Here is an 8,723-nt window from a genome sequence, read left to right as displayed (position 1 = left end):
ATCCGCGTAACATGCGACCGCACCAGGTCGGCCAAGGATGACGCTGCGGCGGAGCTGTACGATCCGGTTTTGTATCAAATTGGAATCATCTCCAGAAATCCTGTCATACAAGGGGGCGCGCGAAACAGAATTGTTTCAATATAAATCATGTAATTGTCCCAAGTTAGAAGAATTAATCTCGTTTTGACAGGCTATAATATAGTTTTTGAAAAATTAATTCAGAATATTGTCGTGATTTTTTGAGATTTTATATCAGACTCATGTTTTGAATAAGATTTTTCGTAAGAAATTACTGGCCTTCTGGACGTGTTGAAGGCAGCAAGTCTTCTGCTCTGGAACAAGTCTTCCGCAAAGTACTTGATCCAGGAAATGAAATAGATCTACGGAGAATGAACATGTCCAAGCTCATCAATCGTTTCGTCAACGACGAATCCGGCTCCACCGCAATCGAATATGGTCTGATTGCATCGCTTGTTGCGGTCGCGATCATTGCCGCCGTCGGTGCCGTTGGAGATAATCTCAGCACTACCTTCGGCAATGTCGCAGATTCCTTGAACTGATCACAGATTTTCTGGTTCGGCGCTGCGGCGAATGCGCAGCCCCTTCGTCGCGCGCCGGCGTGAAGTCTGCAAGGAGTACTGCCATGTCACTGTTATGGAGGCGTTTTTGCGAGGATGACGGCGGCGCAACGGCAATTGAGTATGCGCTGCTCGCAGCAATGGTTGCAGTCCCTCTCATCCTCTCCCTGATGTGGCTACGCAACCGCGTTGAAGGCGTGTTTCTGCAACTCGCAATGCTGTTGCGTTGACCAGGTCCGGTCTGCGCGAAACAACGCGCAGACCCCTCCATGACATGTATGTCGCGTGAATTCAGCATTGAAACGACGGGGTCGAGGTGTAAAATTGAGGAATATCTTCTGGCGAGGCTTCTTGGCAATGGAGCGTCAGGAAATACCGGAATGGCTGAGCTGGGCGCTCACGCTGATTCTGATACCGGCCTTCCTGATTTTTCTCGCAGCAATCTACATCATCACTGCTGTTTTTCTGCGCTATCTTGCCGGATTCAGCCCGGAAGACATCTTGTCGATGGTTGTATTCCGGCCAAGCGCCTGAAGAAGCGTAGCCCCAACAAGATTTCGGCTGTGCACGGCACAGCTGAAAAACACCTGCGAGATGGTCATGGCAAGGCTCACAGCCGCGACTCCGGTGACCGCGATCCCGGGTCCCTGCAGGGCGATCTGCGGCGCGGCCCCAGTCTGTGCATGCCATGACGAAACGGAACGCACAGCGATCAGGAAGCTGACCAATGTTCAAGGTCTTGTTGAAGTTCTGGCTGGGCACCGCGATCCTCTATCTGATCGGGCATTTCGTTCTGACCAGTCATTTGCGGACCGCTGCGGGAGACGCTTTCGCCGCGTCAAACTATGGTTTCGTGGAGGTCAAGCGCGTGTCGCTGCCGCTCGATGCGCTGGTTCGCATGCGCGTGGAGGGTCATGCCACGGTCATCATCGACCGTCGTGAAGTCGAAATCGGTGTGCGACTCGACGGAAACCCGCTTTTGTCACCCACCGTCGAAGTACAGATGGGGATGTCGAATTTCATGCATGTTCGCTTTCGGATCGGGCGCGTGTGAGTCGTAATCCGGGCCGGCTTTTTATGCCGAACCTGGCGGCTTTAAAGTATCATTCCGTCAGGTGGATACCGGCTGACGGAAAAATGATGCGTCGAACAATAACTGAAAGCGCCCAGCCTGACTTCGTCAGGTCGGAACGCGCCCTGGCGCAACGGCGATTCCGACCCGACGCTGGTGAAATCGGATTCATCCGAGCCGGCAAGGCCCGGCATCCATGAAAAAGGTACCCCGGAGCCACGCAGGCCCCGGATTCATTCTCTTTGGGCGTATGGCGTGATCACTCGACCCGGGTGAATATTTCACCATCGAGGAAGGCGCATGACGGGTCGGCTGCGGTAACGCGCAGGCCGCCGGCTTCATTCGAGAACAGGCAATTTGCATCCTCGTCCGCCGGCGTTTCCGGCATGGGCGCTGCGGCCAGCACATTACCTTCAAGGCGATCCGTCCCGGCGCGTTCCTCACCCTGCGCATTCATCTCGATGACATAGGAGCCGTCCGGCGCGATCTGCATGGTCGCAAGCCCGGATTCATAAATCCCCGGCTCAATGGTCACACCCGCCTGATCGGGAAGGCTGCCGGTCTCATCCGCGTCCGGTTCACCGGTTTCCTCCTCGGCGAGCAGACGCTCGTCAGGATCCGCCGCCGGCTCGATCGGCGGCGATTCGGTGGCAGCAATGCCAGCATCCTCTTCTTCCCCGGGCATGACCGGCGAACCCATTCCGCCGCCGGCGGGCTCTCCCGCGACACTATCCGGCGGCGTGCCCGGCTCCGGCACGGGCGCAGGATCCGCATCATCTTCCATGATGGCGGTATCTCCCTCGACGGATTCGCCGTTCTGCTGCGCGGTCTGGTCTTCGCCACAGGCGGCAAGCAGCAGCGCGAAGGCGGATACAGATGCAATGGCAAGCGGTTTCATCGTGATCACTCCGTGGTGATGATGGATCGAACTTGCCGCACAAACGCGCCCTGCCCTCGTTGCGTTCAAACTTGACCATAAAAAAACTCGTGGCGCGCGTGGAATATTCTCAACGCTGTCGCAGCGGCTTCGCCGCCTCGAGCGCAATGAAACCATGCGGGTCGGCCTGCGCCTGCACTATCGCTGCCTCGGGATCGCGCCACGACCAACCGGGAAGCACATTGCGAAACCACGTGAACTGGCGCTTGGCGTAGGCACGGGTATCCGCCTTGCCGCGCGCTACCGCATCCGCGAGTGAGGCCTCCCCGCGCAGATGGACGATCAACCCCGGTACGCCGTGGGCGCGCATCACTGGCAGGGCCGGATCGAGATCGCGTGTGGCGAGCCGGGCGACCTCGTCGAGAGCGCCGGCTTGCATCATCGCGTCGAAACGCGCATCGATGCGTGCTCGCAAAGCGTCGCGCTCCGGCGCCAGAAACAGCCGGGCCACTGGCTCGCCCGTCAGCGGACCGGGCTCGCGGGCATCGCGGAATGTGACGATGGAGCGTCCCGTCGCTTCCAGGACTTCCAGCGCCCGCATGATGCGCTGGCGGTCATTGGGCTGGATCCCCGCCGCCGCTTCCGGGTCACGCTCTGCCAGAACGGCATGCAGATCCGGCGCGGGCCTGTCGGCGCATTCCGCGCGCAAGCCCGCACGCACGGCCTCGGGAACCGGCGGAATCGCGGATAGCCCGGCGATCAGGGCCTTGAAATACAGCCCCGTACCGCCGACGAAGATCGGTACCCGGCCTTCGGCGCGGGTCTCGGCCAGAATCCGGGTCGCATCGTTGAGCCAGCGCCCGACGGAATAGTTCACGCCACCATCCACGCTGCCATAGAGCCGATGCGGCGCGACCGCCTCCTCCTCCGGCGAGGGGCGCGCGGTCAGGATCCGCAGATCGGCATAAACCTGCATCGAATCGGTATTGATCACCACACCGGCCAGCGCCCGCGCGAGCGTGAGCGCCAATGCCGACTTTCCGGAAGCGGTGGGGCCGGCGATCAGGATCGGTGTGACCGGTTTCATGTCTGGAGCGGGTTTCATCGCCTCTGATTAGCCGCTCGCGCGCCATCACGGAACCCGCAAAACGTGCGGGCGGAGGTGTCATTCGCGCAAGCGCATGCTAAAGCCGCTTCGCATTCGTCACGAAAGATCAGACTGCAACGCAGACCGCAAGAGAGACCGCATGGCGCGCAAGGCCCTCACCCTCGACAGCGACACCGTGGCGCTGCTCAAGCGCCTTTGGCGTGAGCGTGTGGCGCATCACCGGCGCAGCCTTGTGCTGATCATGATCCTGATCGTCATCGGCGGCGCTGCCACGAGTCTTTATCCGCTGTTGATTCGCGAGGCTTTTGACGCGCTCGACATGCGCAATATGCAGATCCTCTACTGGGGTCCGCTCGTCGTCATCCTGGTGACCTCAATCAAGGGCTTCGCGCTCTACGGACAGGTGGTCCTGACCAATGTCGTCGTCTGTCGCGTCGAGGCGGATATGCAGAGTGCGCTCTATGCGCATCTGATCGATCTCGATCTCGCCCAGCTCCAGAAGGACAGCCCGGCCACGCTGACGCAGCGCTTCACCACCGATTTCACCTTCATCAAGGAGGCGCTGACGCGCCTCGTGACGGTCTTCCTGCGCGAAGCGGTGACGGTGATCGCGCTCGTCGGCGCCATGTTCTGGATCGACTGGCTGATGACGCTGGTGGTCATTCTCGTCGCGCCCTTCGTTGCGCCACCCATCGCCCGGATCGGCAAGAAACTGCGCCGCGTTTCCACCGCCACGCAGGAGGAGATCGGTTCAATGGCCGGCATGGTCTCCGAGAGCCTCGGCGGCGTTAAGGTCGCCAAGACCTATGCCATGGAGCCCTATCTCAAGGGCCGTGCGCGCGACGCGTTCGAGCAGGTCCGCGCACTCAAGGTCCAGGCCGCGCGGGCGCGGGCGCGGCTCGATCCGCTGCTCGAGATCAGCGCCGGTTTCGCGGTGGCCGGCGTGCTCGCCCTGATCGGCTGGCAGATCGGGCGCGGCGAGACCACGATCGGCGATTTTACCGGCTTTGTCACCGCTTTGCTGCTGGCCTCGCAGCCCGTACGGGCGCTGGGCAATCTCAACGCCACGGTCCAGGAAGCCATCGCGGCACTGGTGCGCTACTACGACGTGATCGGCCGCAAGCCGCAGATCGCCGAGAAACCCGCCGCCCGCGCGCTCGCAGTCGGCGATGGCACAATCCGCTTCGAGCATGCCGGTTTCAGCTATGGCGATCAGGGTAAGAGCGTCGTACCAGCCCTCACCGGGATCGATCTCATCGTCGCCGGCGGCTCGACCACGGCGCTGGTGGGGCGGTCCGGCTCGGGCAAATCCACGCTGCTGTCACTGATCCCGCGCCTCTATGACGTGACGCAGGGCCGTGTTCTGATCGATGGTCAGGACGTGCGCGATGTCTCGCTCGCCAGCCTGCGCGGGGCGATCTCCGTGGTCAGCCAGGAGGTGATGCTGTTCGATGACACGGTGTGCGCCAATATCGGTTTCGGACACCCCGGTGCCGACGAGGAGGCGGTTGTCGCCGCCGCCCGCAACGCGGCGGCGCATGACTTCATCGCCGCCCTGCCGCAGGGCTACGACACCCGCGTCGGCCCCGGCGGCAGCCGGCTCTCGGGCGGCGAGCGCCAGCGTGTCTCCCTGGCCCGCGCCTTCCTCAAGGATGCGCCGATCCTGCTACTCGACGAGGCCACCTCCGCCCTTGATGCCGAGAGCGAGAAGCTCGTGCAGGAAGCGCTGGCGCGGCTGATGCAGGGGCGCACCACGCTCGTCATCGCACACCGCCTCTCCACCGTACGCAATGCGGATCTGATCGTGGTTCTGGAGGGCGGGGGCATTGTCCAGCGCGGCAGCCACGAGGCGCTCATCGCGGAAGGGGGCGCCTATTCCAAGCTGCATGCGCTGCAAAACGGCGGCACCTGAGTTGACCCGCAACCTTACTCGCGGCGCATGATCCTGTCGACGAGGATTTCGGAGAGCAGGCCTGCCCTGAAATCCCGTTCGAGCGCCTGCGGATCGTAATGCGCGCTCAGCCATGTCGCGAAGGACAGACCCCGCGCCTCGCCCTCGTCGCGATAGCGCTCGAAGAACGCATCGAGGATCCCGGTGCGCGCGCGGCGGAAATGACCGTAGCGCCACGAGAGCTGTTTCAGCGCTTCGTCGGCGGACACCTTTTCGACGAGCAACATGTAGAGTGCCGAGACGAATCCGGCCCGGTCAGCACCGGACTTGCAGTGGATCAGAACCGGCTTTTCCAGGCGCGCGAGGAAAGCTTCGGCTGCCAGCATGTCCGCGCGAGACGGCGCCCCGCGCGAGCGCACCACGAATTCCTCGAGCTTCAGCCCGAGCCGAGCGCAGGCTTCCTGCTCAAGTTGCCACGAACCGTGCTCGCGCCCGCCGCGCAGATAGACCACCGTGCGCCCGCCCATCGCGGCGAAGCGCGCGAGCTGATGCGGCACGGGCTGCGCCGAGCGGAAAAATCCCGGAGCGACCTCGTGGAGATTCAGATAGATCAGGCGAAAGATGCCGTGATCGGAAAACAGCATGTTGAACCATGCGCGCAGCCGTTCGCCACGGGAGATGATCGGGCGGTTCCAGCGTGCGATCCGCGCGAGACGGCGGGCATTGCGGGTTTCCGGAGCGCGAAAACGATTGAGCACGGAGCAGCCTGGTCGCGGTGGCGGATGAACGGTCAAGCGAAAGCGCATAGCAGCGCCGCCGCCCTCCCGCAATCGCAACCTGCCGCATTTCCCCCGACGCATCGCGCGCATTGACATCCTCGCCCGACCGGCTGCGACGCCCATTCGCAGCGTTCGCGCACCAGACCCGCCCTTTTCCGGTTGACCCCGCCGCCGCAAGGCCTTAAGTCCTCGCCCATCGAGCGCGTAGCTCAGTTGGTAGAGCAACTGACTTTTAATCAGTGGGTCCAGGGTTCGAATCCCTGCGCGCTCACCACTGAAAATCCGGGTTCATCGAGACATTCCCGGTTGATTCCGCAATCGGATCCGTCTCTCGCGACACGCTTCGCTGTCCGCCGCAAAACCCCTTTCCCACCATAGTCTTGCCGCCTCCCCCATCCGCACCATCTCAGGCACATCGTTCACATCGTCCCCGTCAATAACCATGTGCCTGAGATGATCATGCAACGCCCCGCCTCAGCCCTGCTCGCCCTGCTTGCCTTCATCGGCGTGAGCATCGCCAGCCCCGCGCTTGCCGATTTTGCGCACGTGCAGCGTGAGGCCGATTTTCGTGCGCTGGTCGCGGGGCATGACCTGACGCGATTCGGAATCCGGCTTCAGGTGACGCCGGAGGGGCGGATTACCGGGCGGGGGTTCGGCATGCAGGTGAGCGGCACTTGGGAATGGCGGGACGGGTATTTCTGCCGCACGCTGGAATTCGGAACGTCGAACGAGCCGTTGAATTGCCAGCGCGTCCTGCGACGCGGCGATACCCTGCGCTTCATTGCCGACAGGGGCGAAGGCGACACGGCGGATTTCAGCCTGCGCAGCCGCTGAGCGGCGCCGCAGGCCGCCCCCGGCGCAACAGGCGTCAAGCAAAACACGGGAAGGCCGGTGTGGCAGTCAGCGCCGCCACACCAATGATTCCCGCTGGCGCGTCTCAGGCGATCCCGTGCGCATGCTGCCCGTCGAGGACGACATCGCTCGTCTCGATGCTCTCGCTCGGATGGCTGTGAGCGCGATCGACATCCGGTGGCACAGCCTCGGCAGTGAGCGTGGCGAGGGCGTCGACGAGCGACATCGCCGTCTGGTCCCGGCTGCCGAGACGACGGATATTCACCGCATTCTCCGCAGCCTCGCGCTTGCCGACGACGAGGATCACCGGCACCTTGGCGTGGGAGTGCTCGCGCACCTTGTAATTGATCTTCTCGTTGCGCGTATCCTTCTCGACCCGCAGACCCGCCTTGCGGGCGGCGCGCATGACCTCCTCGGCGTAATCATCCGCTTCCGAGGTAATGGTACATACAACCACCTGCGCCGGTGCGAGCCAGAGCGGGAAATGGCCGGCGAAATGCTCGATCAGGATCCCGGTGAAGCGCTCCATCGAGCCGCAGATGGCGCGGTGGATCATCACCGGCGTCTTCTTCTGGCCGTCAGCATCGACATAGAACGCACCGAAGCGCTCGGGCAGGTTGAAATCGACCTGCGTCGTGCCGCATTGCCAGTCGCGCCCGATCGCATCGCGCAGGACATATTCGAATTTCGGACCGTAGAAGGCGCCCTCGCCCGGATTGATCTCCGTCTTGATGCGCCCGCCCGATTGCGCCTCGATCTGCTTCAGCACGTCTTCCATGACGGCCTCGGCGTGATCCCACATGGCATCGGTGCCGACGCGCTTCTCAGGCCGGGTGGAGAGCTTCACCACGATCTGGTCGAAGCCGAAATCGGCATAGGTTGTGAGGATCAGATCGTTGATCTTGAGGCATTCCGCCGCCATCTGGTCCTCTGTGCAGAAGACATGCGCGTCATCCTGCGTGAAGGCGCGCACGCGCATCAGACCGTGCAGCGCGCCGGAGGGCTCGTAGCGCGAAACGGCGCCGAATTCTGCCATGCGCAAAGGCAGATCGCGATAACTCTTCAAGCCATGCTTGAAGATCTGCACATGGCCAGGACAGTTCATCGGCTTGATCGCGAAGACGCGCTCATCCTCGGTCTTGGTGATGAACATGTTTTCGCGATACCAGCCCCAGTGCCCGGAGGTCTCCCACAGGGCGCGGTCGAGGATCTGAGGAGCGTTGACTTCCTCGTAATCCTCCGCAAGACGCCGGCGCATGTAGTTCGTGAGTTGCTGGAACAGCGTCCAGCCCTTGGCGTGCCAGAAGACCACGCCGGGGCCCTCCTCCTGGAAATGGAAGAGGTCCATCTCGCGCCCCAGCTTGCGATGGTCGCGCTTCTCGGCTTCCTCGAGCTGATGCAGATAGTTCTGCAGATCGGCGTCATTGGCCCAGGCTGTGCCGTAGATGCGCGTCAGCATGGGGTTGTTGGAATCGCCGCGCCAATAGGCCCCCGCCACCTTCATCAGCTTGAAGGCATTGCCGATCTTGCCCGTCGAGGTCATATGCGGGCCGCGGCACAGGTCGA

General features: G+C 62.3%; 10 protein-coding genes and 1 tRNA gene. 7 read left to right on the top strand and 4 right to left on the bottom strand.

The genetic code is table 11. The features are described 5' to 3' along the window. Positions 1–395 precede the first annotated feature (395 nt). The 4 genes from VKP01_RS14065 to VKP01_RS14050 all read left to right on the top strand — a co-directional run bounded on the left by VKP01_RS14065 (position 396) and on the right by VKP01_RS14050 (position 1,632). On the top strand, positions 396–560 hold the full coding sequence (locus tag VKP01_RS14065; RefSeq protein WP_324413339.1) for a Flp family type IVb pilin: 165 nt from the start codon (positions 396–398) through the stop codon (positions 558–560). A gap of 83 nt (positions 561–643) precedes the next feature. Continuing rightward, complete coding sequence (locus VKP01_RS14060; RefSeq protein WP_324413337.1) at positions 644–808, top strand: Flp family type IVb pilin; 165 nt, start codon at positions 644–646, stop codon at positions 806–808. A 94-nt stretch (positions 809–902) separates the two neighbouring features. Then, positions 903–1,112, top strand: coding sequence for a hypothetical protein (locus VKP01_RS14055; RefSeq protein ID WP_324413335.1), 210 nt, complete (start codon positions 903–905; stop codon positions 1,110–1,112). A gap of 193 nt (positions 1,113–1,305) precedes the next feature. Continuing rightward, positions 1,306–1,632, top strand: coding sequence for a hypothetical protein (locus VKP01_RS14050; protein ID WP_324413333.1), 327 nt, complete (start codon positions 1,306–1,308; stop codon positions 1,630–1,632). 277 nt (positions 1,633–1,909) lie between these two features. On the opposite strand, the gene VKP01_RS14045 is transcribed toward VKP01_RS14050, so the two are convergent. Next, on the bottom strand, positions 1,910–2,548 hold the full coding sequence (locus tag VKP01_RS14045; RefSeq protein ID WP_324413331.1) for a hypothetical protein: 639 nt from the start codon (positions 2,546–2,548) through the stop codon (positions 1,910–1,912). Positions 2,549–2,657: 109 nt separating this feature from the next. Further along, positions 2,658–3,614, bottom strand: a complete 957-nt coding sequence (gene miaA / locus VKP01_RS14040) for a tRNA (adenosine(37)-N6)-dimethylallyltransferase MiaA (RefSeq protein WP_324413329.1) — start codon at positions 3,612–3,614, stop codon at positions 2,658–2,660. A 160-nt stretch (positions 3,615–3,774) separates the two neighbouring features. On the opposite strand from miaA, the gene VKP01_RS14035 reads away from it, so the two are divergent. After that, on the top strand, positions 3,775–5,547 hold the full coding sequence (locus tag VKP01_RS14035) for an ABC transporter ATP-binding protein (RefSeq protein WP_324413327.1): 1,773 nt from the start codon (positions 3,775–3,777) through the stop codon (positions 5,545–5,547). Positions 5,548–5,561: 14 nt separating this feature from the next. Here VKP01_RS14035 and VKP01_RS14030 read toward each other — a convergent pair whose 3' ends face one another. Beyond that, on the bottom strand, positions 5,562–6,284 hold the full coding sequence (locus VKP01_RS14030) for a fused DSP-PTPase phosphatase/NAD kinase-like protein (RefSeq protein WP_324413325.1): 723 nt from the start codon (positions 6,282–6,284) through the stop codon (positions 5,562–5,564). A 219-nt stretch (positions 6,285–6,503) separates the two neighbouring features. On the opposite strand from VKP01_RS14030, the gene VKP01_RS14025 reads away from it, so the two are divergent. Both VKP01_RS14025 and VKP01_RS14020 read left to right on the top strand, forming a co-directional pair. Next, positions 6,504–6,579, top strand: a tRNA-Lys gene (locus VKP01_RS14025). A 185-nt stretch (positions 6,580–6,764) separates the two neighbouring features. After that, complete coding sequence (locus VKP01_RS14020) at positions 6,765–7,139, top strand: hypothetical protein (protein WP_324413323.1); 375 nt, start codon at positions 6,765–6,767, stop codon at positions 7,137–7,139. A 103-nt stretch (positions 7,140–7,242) separates the two neighbouring features. Here the strand turns inward: VKP01_RS14020 and thrS are convergent. Then, the coding region (gene thrS, locus VKP01_RS14015) for a threonine--tRNA ligase (protein WP_324413321.1) at positions 7,243–8,723 on the bottom strand (1,481 nt) is incomplete at its 5' end.

The organism is Saliniramus sp., assembly GCF_035311605.1.
Lineage (GTDB): Bacteria > Pseudomonadota > Alphaproteobacteria > Rhizobiales > Beijerinckiaceae > Saliniramus.
Note: the sequence above shows the minus strand (reverse complement) of the source record. Positions and strands in the feature narration are given on the sequence as shown.